This is a genomic window from Flavobacterium terrisoli, assembly GCF_030167905.1.
Taxonomy (GTDB): domain Bacteria; phylum Bacteroidota; class Bacteroidia; order Flavobacteriales; family Flavobacteriaceae; genus Flavobacterium; species Flavobacterium terrisoli.
In genome coordinates, this window is record NZ_JARGNA010000015.1 from 1 (window position 1) to 1,695 (window position 1,695).

1 protein-coding gene is annotated in these 1,695 nt (G+C 48.2%); it reads right to left on the reverse strand.

The genetic code is table 11. From position 1 onward, the window contains the following. On the reverse strand, nt 1–1,695 hold a 1,695-nt coding region (locus P1K33_RS15335; protein ID WP_504925947.1), incomplete at both ends, for an FIDD domain-containing protein.

Here is a 1,695-nt window from a genome sequence, read left to right on the forward strand (position 1 = left end):
TCAGTAGCCTCAGGAGTCGGATCAACAATCAATTGCAACTGTACATAATTGGCACAACCCGTTAAGGTATAAAACACCCTAACCCAAATCGTCTGGGTCCATGGGTTGATGTTTTCGTATGGGCTTGGTTTTGGATTAGCGCCCAATAAAGCATCGGTCTGGGTCTCATGATAAGTAATGGAAACACCTGTCAGTGGCCATACGCCTCCTGCTATCTCAGCCGAAGCTGATTCCAAATCGAAGATACCGAATCCATCATTGTTCGGATCACAATAATGCAATGCCTGCGGGGTGATGGCTATTGGACCCTGGGTTACTCTTAGCAACTGAATCGTCGTAGCATAACAGCCTGTGGCGTTATCCTCCACTCTGATAAATACCTGTTCATTGTCGGTTCCCATATAGGCCGTCGCAAGAGATATCGGGCTGGTCTCATTTTGGGCATCCAGCAGGGTATTGTAATAGGAAACGGTAACTACAGCCGTATTTCCACTGGTTACAACGCCTTCATTGATGGTTAAATCAAACTCCGCCTGAGTGGTGGCTCCGTTGCTGCACTGGAATATCGGATCCGGTGTGTTAGCTACCGGTAATGGGTTTACGATCAAGTTGAATGAGCTCACCGCATGACAGCCTGTGGTATTATAACTGATGTCAATCCACACCTGTTGTGGGTTGCTGATATTGGTATAGGAATTCGGAAGTGGGCTGGACTGATTCTGGGCATCTGCCTGGGTCAGATAATAACTGATGGTTACTCCTGTTTGCCCGTTGGCAATCTGTGCATCCATGGTATTCAAAGTAAATACTTCTGCCTGATCCCCAGGACTGTTATAATCACACAATTCATAATCCCCGATAACCGGATTTGGAACCGGAAGCGGATTGACTGTAATTGTGTATGAGCCTGTCGTAGGACAGTTATTGAGTATTGCCGTTATGTTAATCGTTGCTGTAATTGGGGAATTGGTCGTATTGGAAGCCGTAAAATTCGGAATATTGCCTACTCCCGACCCCGCCAGTCCTATGGAAGGATTGCTGTTGGTCCAGGTGAAGTTTGCCCCTGCCGGTGAGCTTACAAAAGCAGCGGTGGTAACCGTATCCCCCGAACAGGCTATGACATTGGATGGAACATTGGTAATTGACGGAATTGGGTTAACTGTCACAACTGCCGAACCTGATTGCGTCTGGCTGCAGACAGGTGCTCCTGAAGAAGCAACACTTACCAGTGCATAGGTGCTGTTAGCCGTTAATACCGGTGTGGTAATGGTGGCCGAACCTGCCACATCCAAAACAATGGTTTGATTGCCTCCGGCGTTTATGGTATAAGTCACCGTAGCATTTGGAGTACCATTAAAGGTAATGACTGCCGTATTGCCTGAACAGATGGTGGTGGTGCCCGAAATCGTAGCTGTTGGCAATGGTAAAACCGTAACTACAGCCGAGCCCGCCTGACCCTGGCTGCAAGGCGGGGTGCCCGAAGAAGTCACACTCACCAGCGTATAGGTCGTATCTGCCGTTAATGCCGGAGTGGTTAAAGTTGCCGAACCTGCCCCATTTAAAGTTATCGTTTGGCCGCCGCCGCTATTTACCGTATAAGTAACCGTAGCATTTGGCGTACCATTAAACGTAATCACTGTTGTGCCTCCCGAACAAATTGTCGTGGTCCCCGAAATCGTAACTGTTGGTAATGGA